Origin of the sequence: Hymenobacter lucidus, assembly GCF_020447265.1 — a bacterium.
Lineage (GTDB): Bacteria > Bacteroidota > Bacteroidia > Cytophagales > Hymenobacteraceae > Hymenobacter > Hymenobacter lucidus.
The window spans coordinates 654,614-669,104 of record NZ_JAJADR010000002.1 but is presented as its reverse complement, the minus strand read 5'-3'; the positions used below and the strand labels follow the sequence as shown (position 1 = coordinate 669,104).

General features: G+C 61.6%; 14 protein-coding genes. 5 read left to right on the top strand and 9 right to left on the bottom strand.

Annotated elements, in window-relative coordinates; translation table 11 throughout:
• Positions 1-15 precede the first annotated feature (15 nt).
• The 5 genes from LGH74_RS09610 (at position 16) to LGH74_RS09590 (ending at position 6,046) form a co-directional block, all read left to right on the top strand.
• On the top strand, positions 16-1,320 hold the full coding sequence (locus LGH74_RS09610; RefSeq protein WP_226175086.1) for an amidohydrolase family protein: 1,305 nt from the start codon (positions 16-18) through the stop codon (positions 1,318-1,320).
• Between the two features lie 387 nt (positions 1,321-1,707).
• The gene (locus LGH74_RS09605) at positions 1,708-2,385 is read left to right on the top strand and encodes a response regulator (protein WP_226175084.1); all 678 of its coding nucleotides are present in this window, start codon (positions 1,708-1,710) and stop codon (positions 2,383-2,385) included.
• Between the two features lie 296 nt (positions 2,386-2,681).
• Positions 2,682-2,876 carry a hypothetical protein gene (locus LGH74_RS09600; RefSeq protein WP_226175082.1) on the top strand — a complete coding sequence of 65 codons (195 nt, stop codon included), beginning with the start codon at positions 2,682-2,684 and terminating at the stop codon, positions 2,874-2,876.
• A 147-nt stretch (positions 2,877-3,023) separates the two neighbouring features.
• A complete protein-coding gene (locus LGH74_RS09595; protein ID WP_226175080.1) occupies positions 3,024-5,057 on the top strand; it encodes an RICIN domain-containing protein in 2,034 nt (677 codons plus the stop codon).
• A 74-nt stretch (positions 5,058-5,131) separates the two neighbouring features.
• Positions 5,132-6,046: a DUF6929 family protein gene (locus LGH74_RS09590; protein ID WP_226175078.1), complete on the top strand. Its 915-nt coding sequence runs from the start codon at positions 5,132-5,134 to the stop codon at positions 6,044-6,046.
• A gap of 31 nt (positions 6,047-6,077) precedes the next feature.
• Here LGH74_RS09590 and LGH74_RS09585 read toward each other — a convergent pair whose 3' ends face one another.
• From LGH74_RS09585 to LGH74_RS09545, 9 genes are all read right to left on the bottom strand, one after another.
• Entirely contained in the window at positions 6,078-7,139 is a 1,062-nt protein-coding gene (locus tag LGH74_RS09585) for a hypothetical protein (RefSeq protein ID WP_226175076.1), read from the bottom strand.
• Positions 7,136-8,761 (bottom strand): FAD-dependent oxidoreductase, encoded by a 1,626-nt coding sequence (locus tag LGH74_RS09580; protein WP_226175074.1) that lies wholly within the window; start codon positions 8,759-8,761, stop codon positions 7,136-7,138. The genes LGH74_RS09585 and LGH74_RS09580 overlap by 4 nt, the downstream gene beginning before the upstream one ends.
• A 35-nt stretch (positions 8,762-8,796) precedes the next feature.
• A complete protein-coding gene (locus tag LGH74_RS09575) occupies positions 8,797-10,365 on the bottom strand; it encodes a polyamine aminopropyltransferase (protein WP_226175066.1) in 1,569 nt (522 codons plus the stop codon).
• Positions 10,358-10,573 (bottom strand): DUF350 domain-containing protein, encoded by a 216-nt coding sequence (locus LGH74_RS09570; RefSeq protein WP_226175064.1) that lies wholly within the window; start codon positions 10,571-10,573, stop codon positions 10,358-10,360. The genes LGH74_RS09575 and LGH74_RS09570 overlap by 8 nt, the downstream gene beginning before the upstream one ends.
• Positions 10,574-10,697: 124 nt before the next feature.
• A complete protein-coding gene (locus LGH74_RS09565) occupies positions 10,698-10,892 on the bottom strand; it encodes a hypothetical protein (RefSeq protein WP_226175062.1) in 195 nt (64 codons plus the stop codon).
• Between the two features lie 15 nt (positions 10,893-10,907).
• Positions 10,908-12,233, bottom strand: a complete 1,326-nt coding sequence (locus LGH74_RS09560; RefSeq protein ID WP_226175060.1) for a DUF4178 domain-containing protein — start codon at positions 12,231-12,233, stop codon at positions 10,908-10,910.
• A complete protein-coding gene (locus tag LGH74_RS09555; RefSeq protein WP_226175058.1) occupies positions 12,230-12,583 on the bottom strand; it encodes an S-adenosylmethionine decarboxylase family protein in 354 nt (117 codons plus the stop codon). The genes LGH74_RS09560 and LGH74_RS09555 overlap by 4 nt, the downstream gene beginning before the upstream one ends.
• A gap of 82 nt (positions 12,584-12,665) precedes the next feature.
• Complete coding sequence (gene bshB1, locus LGH74_RS09550; protein WP_226175056.1) at positions 12,666-13,385, bottom strand: bacillithiol biosynthesis deacetylase BshB1; 720 nt, start codon at positions 13,383-13,385, stop codon at positions 12,666-12,668.
• An 82-nt stretch (positions 13,386-13,467) separates the two neighbouring features.
• Complete coding sequence (locus tag LGH74_RS09545; protein WP_226175054.1) at positions 13,468-14,472, bottom strand: SGNH/GDSL hydrolase family protein; 1,005 nt, start codon at positions 14,470-14,472, stop codon at positions 13,468-13,470.
• Between the last annotated feature and the right edge of the window lie 19 nt (positions 14,473-14,491).

The following is a 14,491-nucleotide window of genomic DNA, read 5'->3' as shown; positions in this document are numbered from 1 at the left end:
AACGACATAACGCACATGAAGCATATTCTTCTTTCGCTCGGCCTGCTCACGACCACGCCGCTGCTGGCGCAGGTGCCCACTCCGGCCCCGGCCCAAAGCAAGCCCGTGCTGCTCGTGGGTGGTACGCTGCACGTTGGCAACGGCACCGTAGTGCCCGACGCCGCCGTGGCCTTCGACAAAGGCCGCATCACCTACGCCGGGGCCCAGGCGGGTTTCAGCCAAGACAAAGCCGCTTATGAAGTGGTGGACGTGAAAGGCCAGGAAATCTACCCCGGCCTGATCTTGCCCAACACTACCCTTGGCCTGACGGAAGTAGAAGCCATTCGGGCCACCGTGGACGAGCGGGAAGTAGGCACTCTGAACCCCAACGTGCGGGCATTGGTGGCCTATAATACCGATTCCGACATCATCCCGACGGTGCGCACCAACGGCGTGCTGCTGGCCCAGATAACGCCCCGCGGCGGCCTGCTCTCGGGCCAGAGCAGTGTAGTGCAGCTCGATGCCTGGAACTGGCAGGATGCGGTGGTAAAAGCCGATGACGGCCTGCACCTGAACTGGCCGCCGATGGTGCTCAAGCTCAACCCGACCGAAGACCAGATGGCGGTAGAAAAGCGCGAAAAAGCCCGGCAGCAGCAACTGCGTGACCTGGAGCAGCTGCTCTCGGAAGCCTCGGCCTACCGTGCGCTGCCCGCCGGCCGCCGCGAAAACCTGCGCCTTTCGTCGCTGAGCGGCTTGTTTGACGGCTCCAAAACCCTGTTCGTTCACGCCGACTACGGCAAGGAAATCATCGAAGGCGTGCGGTTTGCCAAGCGGCTGGGCGTGCAGAAGGTTACCGTCATCGGGGCCCGCGACGCCTGGATGATGCTCGACTTTCTTAAGCAGAACGACGTGGCCGTGGTGTTGTCACGCATTCACGCGCTGCCCCGCCGCTCCGGCGACGACTACGACCTGCCCTACAAGCTGCCCAGTCTGTTGCAGCAGGCCGGCGTGCGGTTCTGCCTCGACTATGAGGGCGACCAGGAAACGGCCGGTTCGCGCAATCTGGCCTTTATTGCCGGCACCGCTGCTGGCCACGGCCTCACCAAGGAGCAGGCCCTCACGGCCGTCACGCTCAGTTCGGCCCGCATCATGGGCCTCGATAAGGACTACGGCAGCCTGGAAGCCGGCAAAAGCGCCACGCTCGTTGTTAGCAGCGGTGACTTGCTGGACATGCGCACCAATAACGTGACGCGGGCCTTCATCGACGGCCGGGCTTTCAACCTGACCAACAAGCAAACCTATCTGAACCAGAAATTCCGCGGCAAGTATGGTATGAAGTAAGATCAACGAACCAATAGTCCGAAAAGGCCCTGCTTCCGACAAGCAGGGCCTTTTTGCGTTGAGAGCCGACGGAAGGCCAGATCAGGAGAGTGTACAACTTCTTGTCATTTTAGGTGCTATGGTTGTGCTTATTCTGCCCTTATTGGCTGCTGATTTACACGGAAAAGCCGTTGGCAGTGGCCTAGGTATATGTGAATTAAGGAGTTATAAACAGTAATATGCCAATATTGCTGCTTTTTGGAAAGCTGGTGGTATTTGTTTAAGTTTAAACTGTACTGATAGATGAAGCATTAAAAGTGCTCATCCGATGAAGTAAGTGTAGTTGGTTGGTAATGTGTTGCTAACACAGCCATTGTTGAGTGAGTCCTGTGTGTGAAGCTTTGGGTCATGGATAAAACTGTAACGGACGTTTCTACCATTTTCGTCTTAGTGGTCGACGACCATCCGTTGGTTATTGCGGGCATCAAAACCTTGTTGCAGCCCGAGGTTGACATTCAGATACTGGCCGAAACCGGTAGTGGCAATGAAGCCCTCCAGATTCTGGCGCGGCACCCCGAAATCGGCGTGGCCCTGCTCGATCTGAACATGCCGCACATGACGGGGGTGGAGCTGGCGCAGCTGATTCGGCAGCAACACCCGCACGTGCGCACCCTGATGCTCAGTACTTTCCAGGACCACGCCTCTGTGGCCGACGTGCTGGAAGCTGGTGGCTCGGGCTATCTGCTCAAGAGCACCAACCGGCAGGAGCTGAGTACGGCCATTCGGGCTGTAGCGGCCGGGCAGCGCTATTTCAGCCAGGAGGTAACAGCCACCATGATTCAAAGCATGGAAATACAGGCCGGGCAGGGCAAGCGCCGCGCAGAAGCAGCCGTTGAGCTGACAACCCGCGAATCGGAAATCCTGCAGCTCATCGCGCACGAGCATTCCAACCAACACATTGCTGAGCAGCTGTTCATTAGTGAAAGAACCGTGGAGTCGCACCGCAAAAACATCCTCACCAAAACCAAGTCCAAGTCTATTATCGGTCTGATTAAGTACGCCTTACGCAATAAATTGATTTCGTAAGGCCGACTGTGCGAGGAAAAGAATGTCGCTGCTAGTACCATGGCTGCTCTCAAACCCAAATGGTGAGTTTATCCGTGCTGGCACGGATAAAAAATTGCGGGTTGGTACGGACTAGATTATACTTAGAAAAAATATACCTTAGCATCATTCAATCGAATGATAATATCTTTATATTTGTTCAACAGGTATTTTAGTGAACTATTCAAATATTAATCTTCATTTTGTTTGCTTCTCTTGCTTTTCATTTCTCACTTGAAGTTTCTCCTCATTCCTTCTAACACCTAACTCAACACATCATGGCGTCCAAAATTCTATCCTTTATTTGCCACGTGCCCGAGATGATGCCCGGCGCTTACCCCACTGCTTCCATGCCTGCTAAATCAAGCCGGGCTGCTGAGCGGAAAACGGACTCTAAAGCTAGTGGCGGCCATTTCACGGCCATCTACGAAAACGAACGGTTCGTGCGTTTCAAGTACATCAACAACGACTGATTGCCAGCCTGCACGCATAATAGTGTCCTGCGGAAAGTGCCGGTGGTGCCCTGGCAATAGGGGCCGGTATCTTCCGCAGGCCGCCCGGGCCCGGTTCCCACCCCGGATTTCGCTTAACTTGCGCGCCTGTCCATCCGTTCTGCGTGCATGCCCCGTTCCTTCCGTAGCTTCCTGCTTCTCTCCTTATTGCTGCTGGCCGCGCCCCTGGCGGCCCAACAGCTCGGGTTTAGTCCCGATGAAAATGCCTGGTACGGTGTCGTTGCCCGCGGTAGCGGCCGTTCCCTGGATATTACCGGTTCGTCGGCGGAGGCAGGAACAGTTGCGGTCCAGTGGGAGTTTACGCACGCCCCGAGCCAGCAGTGGCGTTTTGTACGCATTACAGCAGGCGGGGAGTACTTTCGGCTGGAAGCCAAGCACAGCGGCAAATGCCTCACGGCCGAAAAGCCCGATGAAAACGCGCCGCTGGCTCAACGGCCCTGGACGGGCAGCTTTTATCAGCAGTGGAAACTGGTGCCGGCCGGGCCCATTGGCAGCTACGAGCTGGTAAACCGTGGTAACGACAAATGTGCCGCCGTCGCCTCTTCCGACAAGTTTAACGGAACACCCATCGTGGCGCAGCGCCCGGCCAACCGGGCTACGCAGCAGTGGCGGCTCTTTAAGCTTCGGCTCAACCTCGATGCCAGCCAACCCGGCTTTGGCCCGGCCCAGCCGCTCACGGCTCTGAACACTCCGGGCAATGAGCTGCAGCCGGTGCTGGCGCCCGATGGCAAAACGCTCTACCTGGCGCGCACCAAATACGCGGGCAATACCGAAGGCGTCACCGAATCGGGGGATATCTGGGTAAGCCAGTCGGCCGACGGGCAAACCTGGGCCCCGGCCGTGCGCCTCGATGCCTTGAACACGCGCCAGAACAACGGCGTGATGTCGGTGGTGGGGCCGCAGGGCGACCTGCTGCTGGTGCGAGGCCTGTATGAGCGCGACGGTAGCTTCCGGGACGAAGGCGTTTCGCTCGTTCCGCGGGCGGACAGCCCCAAAGGCAAAGCCAGCCGTGCCGGGTCTTTGGACATCATCAACTACTACTCGGCCGGGGCCGCGACGACCTTTTTCATGTCGGCCGACCAAAAGGTGCTGCTGCTTTCCCTGGAGCGCGGCGACTCGTTTGGCGGCAACGATCTGTACGTGAGTCAGCCCAAGGCCGACGGCGCGTGGAGTGAGCCCCTGAACCTGGGCGGCGTGCTGAACTCGCCCGGTTTTGAGTTTGCGCCCTGGCTGGCGCCGGATGGTCGCACCCTCTATTTCTCCTCGTATGGGCACGCCGGCTACGGCAGCGCCGATATTTTTGTGAGTACCCGCCAAGACGAAACCTGGACTAAGTGGAGTGAGCCCCGCAACCTGGGCCCAACCCTCAACGGCCCGGGTTTCGACGCGTACTTTATGCTCAGCGCCGATGGCAAGCAGGCCTACTACGCCGCTTCCCGCACGCCCAACGGCCCGGCCGACCTGTTTCGGACCAGCGCCAGCGGCGTGGCCCCCGCCGACACCGTGAAGCCTGTGCCTACCGCGCCCACTATTGCCCAGCGCGCCATGCTCACGGGCAAAGTGCTGGATGCCAAGACGCGGCAGCCAGTGAAGGCCGAAGTAAAAGCCATTCGCCTCGACAACGATATTGCCTTCAACGCTACCCTGCGCACGGATGCCAGCGGAACCTACCAGTTTTCATTGCCCGTGGGGCGCTACCGGCTGGCCGCGGGCAGCCCCGGTTTCCTGGCGGGTACCGACACCGTGCGCATCACGGCTTCGCTGACGCGAGAAATATTGCTGGTGCCGGCCGCGGTAGGGGCGAAGCTGGAGCTGCCCACGCTTATTTTCGCGCAGGGCAAGTTTACGTTGCTACCCGGTTCTTATGCCGAGCTGAACCGGCTAGCCCGCACCCTGACCGACAACCCCACCGTGGCCATTAGGCTGGAAGGCCACACCGATAACCAGGGCAACGCCGATTTGAACCAGAAGCTCTCGGAAGACCGGGTGCGGGAAGTGAGACGCTACCTCGTTACGCGCGGCATTGCGGAGGCGCGCATCACCACCATCGGCTTTGGGGGCAGCAAGCCCCGGGCCAGCAACGACAAGGAAGAAACCCGCAAGCTGAACCGGCGGGTCGAGTTTACGATAACCAAACAGTAGCTTTCCGCGAATAGCTACCGGGTTTGCCATTGCGTAAACCGTTTGTCTGACCTTCCCGCTTAGCCCGGTCCGCAATGAAAGCCACCATTCTTCGCCAGTTTGACCTACCGCAACTGCCCTCGGCCTCCGGAATCGAAATAGTAGGCAACACGGCCTACATCATCGGCGACGATGCCCCGTTTCTCTACAGCTTCGCGGCGCAGTCGTTGGCGCCCAATACGCCGCTGGCCCTGTTTGAAACCGCCCATTTCAGCTCGGGCCGCATCCCGAAGGACCGCAAACCAGACCTGGAATGCGTAGCTGCCATTACTGCTGCCACCGGCGAAACGGGCCTGCTGGTATTCGGCTCCGGGGCTACGGCGGCCCGGGAGCAGGGCTTCTGGGTGGCCTTGCCGGCCGGCCCTGGTACGGCCACGGTGCAGCCCGTTTCGCTGAGCCGGCTCTATACCGCCCTGCGCCAGATGCTGCCCGCGGGCGTGGTGCTCAACCTGGAGGCGGCTACCGCTACGGCCACCGAGCTGCTGCTGTTTCAGCGCACGGTGGGCTCGGAAGCCGGCAACATCGTGTTCCGCCTGCCACTGCTGCCCGCCCTGGATTGTATCCGGCAGCAGCGCGAAGTGCCGGCGTTTCAGCAGCAGCTTTATCAGCTGCCCGCCATTCAGGGCAAGGCGGCGGGATTTTCTGGGGCCTGCACGTTCCAGAACCAGGTCTTTATCACGGCTTCCGTCGAGGATACACTCGATGCCGTGGCCGATGGCGAGGTGCTGGGCAGCTTCGTGGGTATCCTGCCGGCCGAGCAAGGTGCGAATAAGCAGCCTCTGCTGGCTTTGGCGCACCTGGCGCTGCCCGATGGCAAGCCCTACCGGGGCAAAGTGGAAAGCGTGGTGGTGCGCCGGGCGCTGAGTGCCAACCGCTTCGAAGCCCTGCTCGTAACGGACGACGACGCGGGCGGTTCCACGGCGGTACTAGTCGAACTGGCTCTCGACTGACTCAGCGCGGCACTGATTGGCACAGCTGTAGCTACGCGCTCTTGGGGCGGCGCCAGATAAAGCCATCCAGCACGTAGTGGGTGGCCTGGGGAAGGGCGAGCAGCGGCACCAGCCAGGCCACCAGCGTCGGTTGGCTCACTTGCGGCAGGTGCTGAAACCAGCCGAACACGGTGCCGTGCTCCCGCCACACCAGCCCGTCCCAGAACCCTTCCTCGACGTAGGCCAGCACGAAAAGAAGCCCCAGAAATCCCGCCACGCCGTACTTCTGCAGACTGGATGTGGGCCCAGCCTTGCGGGAGCGGGCCGAAATGGACCGGCTAATCCAGATCAAAGCCAGATACGGAATACCATGCGACACTACGTTCAGCAAGGTGAAGGCCAGGTCGCCGTTGAAGTACACGATGCCGAAATACCAGGACAGCAAGGTGCCGGCCATTAGCAGGTTGCGGGGCGCGTTGAAGCTGCGGACTGTCAGCCACTGGCGAATTTCCTTGGCTACATACAACCCGATAAGCAGCGTGTAGAGCACCGTGGCTACCGCGCGGCCGATGGGCCAGTCGCGCTGCACAAAGTCGCCGTCGATAAACCAGTTGAAGTTGCGAGCCGCCGAGAAATGCCAGTAGAGCAGCGGATACAGCGTGGCATAGTAAATGAGGGCCGTGTCGAGCCAGCGGCCGGGCTGGGGCGGCTCGTGGCGGGCATACAGGCGCAGAAAGCCGTATTGCTGCCGGATGAAGTGAAATACGGCCAGGTAGGCCAGCACCCGCCAGAACACGAGGCCGCCGCCCAGCTGGTGCAGCGCCACGCCCGCCGCGTAGCAGCCCAAGGGCACCAGCCACAGCAGCCGCTGCTGCTCCCGGCGGCGCGCGGCGTCGAAATAGGTGCGGAACAGGGTGCTGTAGACGTGGGCCACATCAATGAGCACCACCAGCACCACCCAGCCCCAGAGCGGCATGCTGGCCGAGGCCTGAAACCGGGCCGGCAGCAGCAGCACCACCAGCAGTGCCAGAAAAGGCGGCGCCAACAGCCAGAGCCCATCAAAGCCGGCCGACCGAATCCAGGGCTGGGACTTGCTTACAGCCAGCTTGCTCATACGCCGCTCAGTATTTGCCGGGCTGCCCGGATGCCCTGGTAAAACCCTTCCTCGAAAATCGACATACCGCTCAGGTCCGTGTGGGCAAAAAAGAGCTTGTTGCGCAGCGGTAGCGCCATCTGCTGGCGTTCGGCGTGCCAGAGCGTGCCGGGCGCGGGCGCTACCATGCCATGGCCCCACACCCACACATCGGCCTGCTGCACCCGGGCTGTAATGCCGGTGTGGGCCTTTTCCAGCTCGGCCAGAATGCGTTGCAGCCACTCGTCGTAAGTGGTTTTGTAGGCCCGGCGGCGGGCTGCTTCGGGTGCTTCGTCCGTCAGGGGCCAGTAGTAGGTAATGACTTTCTGCTGGTTGCCGAGCTGCAGTTCCTGCTGGTTGGCATTCACGTAGCCCACCGAAGGGCTGCCATACAGCACGTTGTCCCAGCTTAGGGGCGCGCCGGGCCCCTGGGGCAGGCCGTCCACGGTCAGGTTGGCCACCACCCAGGGCGTGTGGTGCAGCGGCTGCCGGGGCTGAATAAGGCCCGGTACATCCTTCAGCAGCCGGCGCGTGACGAACTGCGGCGTGGCCAGCAGCACCTGGGGCGCGGTGATACGCAGGGTTTCGTGGGTGGCGGCATCGTAGGCCAGCACTTCCACGCCGGTCGGGGTTTCGTGCACGGCGTAGGCCAACGTGTGCGTCATGATGCCCTCTGCGGCCTGTTGGCGCAGGTTTTCCACCAGGAATCCGTTGCCCTGAGGCCAGGTCAGCACATCGGCGCTGGTGGCGTTGTGGGCCTGTCCTTTGCGCGCGGCGAAGTAGTGAATACCCGCCCAGGCTGAGGTTTGGGCCGCCGTGGTGCCGTAGTCGTCCTTACAGCAGTAGTCGAGATACCAGCGCAGGTAAGGTGAGGTAAAGCCCTGGCCGGTAAGGTAGTCGGCAAAAGTCAGCGCGTCGAGTTGGCGAAACTGCTCGTCGGTGGAAGAATGGTCCAGCGGAATCACGAAGGCGTCGAGCCCATCCTGGCCCTTGGCCTGGCGCATTTCCTCGATGAGGGCAAAAAACCGGGCTATCTGCTGCCGGTCGGCGGCGGGCACGCCCATTTCGGGCACAAGGCCGGTTTGCCAGTGGCCGTTGATGTGCAGGCGCTCCTCGGGGTCGAGGCAGAGGTGGTACTCGTTGTAAATCGGTTGGCCATCGGGGGCAAAGCCCGTAACGGTGCCGGCTTCGCGCAGAAATTCCAGCAATTCGTGGTTGCGCGGGTCGGGCACGGGCAGGTAGTGGGCGCCCCAGGGGTAGGCCGACACCCCATTGCGGCCGGCGGCCGAGTTGCCGCCTACCTGCTCATCGAGCTCCAGCAGCAGCACGTCGGGGCGGCCGTGGCGCTCCAGCCACCGCTTGGCCGATAAGCCCGCCACGCCGCCGCCCACGATGATAATGCCAGTCTGTATGGTACGACTGGGCGCCGGCAGCTTCGTCGGGTTCCAGAGCTTGTGGCCCGTGGCTTGGTTGGCCCCGCGCAAACTGCCGCGAATGTGCGCCCGCGCCGAGCCGGGCGCGCACGATTCGAGCAGGCCGGGGCTGAGCAGCAGCCCGGCCAGGCCCGCGCCGGTGCGGCCGAGGAACGCGCGACGGCCGGGCATAAACGGGCATTGCGGTAAGTTGGTGCCGGCCATAGCTAGTGGGTGTAGGGCCCCCAGTCGTCCTCGAAATAGCGCACCAGCACCTGGTTATTGAGCTGGTTGATTTCGGTGGGAACTTCGGCCATATCGGGCGGGAAGTGCAGCATTTCCTTCAGGGTGCCGGGCGTGAGGTAGCGCAGGCCCGCGGGCAGGGGGCCGTCGCCGCGCCAGTGGCCGTTGCGGCCGGCCAGCACGTAGCCCCACTCGCCGAAGGAAGGCACGTAGGTGTGGTAGGGAATGGTGTGAAACCCGGCGGCCTGCAGCGTGTGGCTAATGCACCAAAACGATTTTTGGGCCACGTAGGGCGAGGTGCTTTGCACCACCATCAGCCCATTCGGGGCCAACAGCTTATCGAGCTCCCGGTAAAACGAAGTGCTGTAGAGCTTGCCGATGGAGTAGTTAGAAGGATCGGGAAAGTCGATGACCAGCAAGTCGTAGCGGGTTGTGTCGCGGCGCACCCACTGGTAGGCGTCGCCGTTGATAACCTGCACTTTCGGCGAGAGTAAGGCTCCCTTGTTGAGGGCCAGCAGCATGGCATTGTGCTGAAACAGCGCCGTCATGCCCGCGTCGAGGTCGACGAGGCGGATGCTCTCCAGCTGCGGATATTTCAGCAGCTCGCGCACGGCCAGCCCGTCGCCGCCGCCCAGCACCAGCACACGCTTTGCCCGAGGCAGGGCCTGCATGGCGGGGTGCACCAGGGCCTCGTGGTAGCGGTACTCATCGGCCGAGCTGAACTGCAGGTTGCCGTTGAGGAACAGGCGCAACTCCCTATTATTACGAGTAAGCACAATGCGCTGGTAAACAGTGCTTTTGCTGTAAATCACCTGGTCCTGAAACGCCAGGGTTTCGGTGTAGCTCATGATGCGCTCGGCGTAGCCAAACCCCACGGCCAGCAGCACCAGGGCCACCACCATGATACCCGAGAAGCTGCGCCGGTAGGGGCGGGTTTCAGGAAAGCGGTAGAGCGCCACGGCGGCTACTACCACGTTCAGGGCCCCGAAAAACAGGGACGTGCGAATCAGGCCCAGCTGCGGCACCAGCACCAGCGGAAAGATAAGCGAAGCCAGCAGCGCCCCGATGTAGTCGAAGGTAAATACGCGCGAAACCAGGTCCTTGAACTCGTAGCGGTTTTCCAGAATCCGCATCAGCAGCGGTATTTCCAGGCCCACCAGAATGCCGGTGAGCCCCACCAGGGAATACAGAATCAGGCGGAAGGAACTGACGTACTCGAAGAGCACGAAGAGCAGCGGCGCCGAAAAACCGCCGACCAGCCCCACTAGAATTTCGAGCCGGATAAACCACTTCAGCAGGGCCCCATCGAGGTAGCGCGACAGCCAGGAGCCGATGCCCATCGAAAACAGGTAGGCCCCGATGATGGTGGAAAACTGCGTCACCGAGTCGCCGAGCAGGTAGGAGGCCAGCGTGCCGGCAATCAGCTCGTAAATCAGCCCGCAGGTGGCAATAACGAATACCGAGCCCAGCAGCAGCGCCGGCAGGTGGTCGGCACTGGTAGCGGCGGCGCGGCGGCCCCGGGCGGGTGGGGGCAGCACCGGCTCGTTACCCATGAATGGCCGCGCTGATAATAAGGGCTACCGACAACATAAAGGCCGCCGCCACGATGGCCAAGGCGTTGTTGTGCTCGTCCACGATTTCCTTCCAGAGCGTTTTGGGCGTGAGCTTGTCGATGATGACGAAGCTGATAACCAGAATCAGGATGCCAATAACGGAGTACACGATGGAGGCCGTAATCAGCTTGAGGTTGAGATATTCCATATAGTGAAGTTGCGAAGAGTGAAGTTGTGAAAGGTGAAATTGTGGGCTTATGGTGCGGCCGGAGGCCGTTGCGCAGCCAGAGCTTGGGGCAAGCAGCTCACAACTTCACCCTTTACAACTTCACCTATTTGTGAAAGTAAGTGGCCCGGCCGCCGTGGCTGCCGCCGGAGGTGCCGCCGGTGCCGTTGATGTTTTCCGTGGATTCGTTGTCGTCGCCGAGGAAGGCTAGGCCGTGCAGGCCGGCCCACACGTAGCCGCCAAAGGCCAGCAGCGCCAGGGCAGCATACACTCGGATTTTAGAGAGGTCGGGAAGGTTCATACTCGGGCGGCGGGGTTAGGTGAGTGGGCCGTAGTTGCTTTGTGCCCAGCGGGCTTGCTCGTGGTTGTAGCGCCGCCAGTAGAGCAGGCCGGGGTACACGAGTAGGGCCAGCCCAAACAGAAAGAAGTTGCCGGGCTGCCACGAATTCTCGGTTACGGTGAGCGAGAATCCTACGGGCCGGTTGTTTTCCGATACCGGGTACAGGTTCAGGTGGTAGCGGCCGGCGGGTATTTTGGTCAGGGTGGCATCAGCCTGCACGCTGCCTTCCGACCAGCTTTCCCCGCTTTCGACGCCGTGGTAGTACTCCATATTCTTAGTGAATTCGAAGCCCTGCCCGGTTTGCTCGTTTACCAGGCTTACCGGCAGCTCCAGCCAGCTGTTGTCAATTTCGGCCCGCAGGTTAATGTCCAGCACCGTGGAAGGCTCGGTAATCTCAAACGGCGACGATACCAGCACTTTTTCGGTTGAATCGGGGCGGAAGGAGGGCAGCGCCTGGCTTGCCCCGCTCACGAAGTGCTGACTGAGCAGCTGCCGCGAGGGCCGCAGCGAGGCCAGCACGATTTCGGTGAGCACCAGCAGGCCCAGCAGCAGCAGGGTGAACCGCCGCACCGCCGGCCACGAGTCGCCGCCCGGCGCGGGCTGAATGGCCCCCACAGTGTCGCGGTCGGGCAGCTGCGATATGGCTACGCCAAAGGCCCGGGCCACGGCGGCCGGCTCGATGTGCTCGGCCCGGTACCACTGGGGCTGTTGGCCCATGCCCGTTTCCTGCACCAGCATGTGGGGTGGGGCCACGTATTCGAACACATTCAGCCGCTCGTCGTCCAGAATATTCCAATCGAACTCGCCGCGGGCGTACAGAATACGGGGCTGGTACTTATTATAAAGAGCGTAGGCAATGTCGTTGTCCAACACGTAGCGTTGCGTGCGGGTTTTGCTCTGGGGCTCCTGCTGCTTGGAGCGCAGCTCGGCGGCGGGTTTGATAAACGTCCAATGGCCTTCGTAGAGGGCCAGCTGGGCGTAGCCGGCGGTGGGGTTGAAGAGCATAAACTCCTGCCAGCGGGCCGGCGAGCTTTTCTCTTTGCGCAGCATGTAGCCCGTCACGCGGTAGGGCAGGCCGTCGGGCATGGTGCCCAGGCTGCCCAGCGGCAGGCAGGGCGGCAGCCGCGGCACATCCTGAAACTGCCGCACCTTCAGGGCCGGACCCTGGGCAGGCTGGCTGAACAGCACATGGCACGCCGGACAGGCGAAGTGCGTGCTGTTTACCACGTCGTAGTAGGTGAGCTGCTCCTGGCAGGCCGGGCAGGCCAAGCGGGCTTCCATCGTTGTGGCCAGCCCGCTCATCGTTGCACCTCGGTTTTGCTCAGCTCGGTGGCTTCGAAGAAGCGCAGCGTGGCGGTGTAGAGCTGCCGGGCCGTGGCCGAGTTGTCGCGCTGGTAGTTCGACAGAAACACGTCGAAGGTCGCCTGCTCAAACTCGGGCCAGGTATGAATACTCAGGTGCGACTCGGTGAGGCCGACCACCGCCGTAAAGCTGCCATTGGGAAACGTGTGGTACACTTCGCCCACTTTTACGAGCTGTAAGTGGTTGATCTGCTGATCAAAAAAAGCCTGGCAGGCCGTGGCATCCGTCAGCAGAGCCGCCGAAGCCCGGAAGGTGGCCAGAATATGAAGCCCGGGAGTATAAGAATGCATTCCGTAGCGAACAGGTGAAATCAGGATAGCGCAACCGCTACAATAGTACACAGGCGCGGCCACACGCCCAACCGGCCGGCCGCTAGCGTAGCTGAAACAGGTCGTCGACGCCCAGCAGGCGGCGGCAGGTGAAGCCCTCGGCAAAGGCCACGTTGATGTACTTGCCACAGTCGCGGGCCTGGCCCTCGAGTATCTTCAGGAAGTCGGGCGAGGAAATGTAGGTCGAGGTCGGATCGTCGTAATCGGGGTGATAAAACTGGCTTTTAAACGCCGTAACGGCCTCCAGCTTCCGCTCCCAATACTCAGTAATGTCCACCACGATGTCGGGCTTCACGTAGGTGTTGTGAATTACCTGCAGCATCAAATCGGGCCGCCACGCGGGCTGAGGCTGGCCCTGCCACTGGGTTTCAATCTTGGGCAGGCCCGACAGAAACGCCGCGTCGTGCACCAGGTTGGCGGCCCGGCCGTGGTCGGGGTGGCGGTCCACGTTGGGATTAGTCAGGATAATGGAGGGCCGAAACCGGCGGATTACTTGAATAACCTGCAGCTGGTGCGCCTCGTCGTTGAGAAAGAATCCGTCGCGCATCCGCAGATTTTCGCGCACGTGCAGGCCCATGATACGGGCCGAGTCGGCGGCTTCCACATCGCGCAGCTCGGCCGAGCCGCGGGTGCCCAGCTCCCCCCGCGTCAGGTCGACCACGCCCACGCGCCGGCCCTTGGCTACGTGCTTCATCAGGGTGCCCGCGCAGCCTACTTCGGCATCGTCGGGGTGCGCGGCAATCATCAGGATATCGAGCTTCATACGCGGGGTAAGCGGTTCTAACTAAGAATAGCAGACGGCTAGTATACTCAAAAAAGCGCGCCGTTTGTCTGTTTGGGTGGTGTCAGCGACTACTAGTAGCCTGCTTTTGCCGCCGTTTCGACCTGGCTGGCCGGGGAGTTTTATGCTTGGTGGCAGCGGGCGTAAAGGCAGTGGGCCGGGCGGCCAGCACCTGCTCGGCGGCAATGCGCTGCAGGCTACTGGCCTCGGCCGGGGCAATGCCCAGCGCGGCGGCGGCCTGCTCGGCTGGGCCCAGCCGGCGCGGGTCGTAGCCGGTTATTTCGCCCAGCAACACGCAGGCATTCAGGTAGGCGCCCCAGGTGCTAGGGTGGTAGTGGTCGGGGCCCCACAAATCGACTTTATCGGCCTCGGGCGCGTAGGGGTTGCGCAGGGCCACGCCCGCCTCAATGGCCCGCAGCCAGGCGTCGCCGGCCGGGGCCACGCCCGCGAAACGGCCATTTTGCCGCGCTGCCTGGTAGTAGCCGCGGTGCAGGTCCTGGGCCATCGAGTCGATGGGCAGACCGGAATAGGCCTGGTTGGGCGGGTAAGTCTGGTCGGCGCGGGCCCAGGTTTGGTAGAAGTAGAGCCGGGCAGCGGGGTTGGCCTGGTGCACGGCCTGTTCGAGGCGGGTGGCGTAGTCGCGAAACACGGCGGGCTTGCCCTTGCGCGCCGTCGGCAGCGGCCACATGCTGTGCTCCTGCAGCACCACTGTGTGCCAGCGCGGCTGCCCGATGATGTAGAGGGCGCTGTCGTAGTGCATTTTCAGGGATTCGCCGTTGATGCACTCAAAATGCACGTCGTAGCGCAGGCCGGCCTGCTCGGTAAACTGCTTGAAAATGCCAGGAATACCACCCCAGGGGCCAATTTTCTGCTTTCCCACCTTTTCAATTGTGATGTTGGCGGCGTTGTAGCTAAAGGCCGGGTCGTAGCGGGCGTGGAAAAAGCTGTTGCCCACGAACAGAATCGTGTTGGGGGCCGGCTGCTGGGCCAGGCCAAGGGCTGGCAGGCTCAATAGCAGACTCAATACACCAGTTTTCACTATGCTGGTTGAAGGCCAGGAAATACGCATAAAAAGGAGGAAAGCTCAA